1 protein-coding gene is annotated in these 596 nt (G+C 45.8%); it reads left to right on the forward strand.

Features of this window, described 5'->3' with window-relative positions; all coding sequences use genetic code 11:
- A partial coding sequence (locus ACFQNG_RS20905) for a tyrosine-type recombinase/integrase (protein ID WP_379867857.1) occupies positions 1–288 on the forward strand: 288 nt, incomplete at its 5' end.
- Positions 289–596: the final 308 nt, after the last annotated feature.

Genomic DNA, 596 nt, shown 5'->3' on the forward strand with positions numbered 1-596 from the left:
TATCTGGAGGAAAGAGCGGAGAAAGGAACATTGGATCTACCGCCCCTGTTCATCTCCAACTATCAGAAACGGATCAGCGAGAGAAGTGTCCAAGACATGTTAGCCAAGAAATTCAATATCCATCCTCACATGCTACGTCATACCTATGGCAGGGAGCTGGTTGCTAATGGGGTGGACATTGCCACGGTCGCCGAATTAATGGGCCATGCCGATATCAATGTGACGAGGAGATATGCGAAGCCAACAGAGAGGGAGTTAGAGGAAGCGGTATCAAAGGTTTTTGGGTAGACCAAGAACCTCTTTTCGGGTACCTCCTCAATGGGATGAATATTCAGTATGATAGGATGGAGGAGGTATCCGATATGGGTCAAGATCAGGAAAGAAAACCCAAACCCAAATGGGTTCACTTTTTCTTTTGGAGCGGTGTCACTCTTTTCGTCTAGTTGCTGGTTTTAGGCCCAGTAGCGGTGAAGCAGTATCGGCTATTCTAACTTTATTTTTGGTACAGTTTTCGGGGGCAGTCCAATGATATTAGGGCGTGTCTGGTGAATCCATCATGATTTCCTGTTAGAATGTTCATAACAACAAAAGCAAGG

Origin of the sequence: Laceyella putida (assembly GCF_042665195.1) — a bacterium.
Lineage (GTDB): Bacteria > Bacillota > Bacilli > Thermoactinomycetales > Thermoactinomycetaceae > Laceyella > Laceyella putida.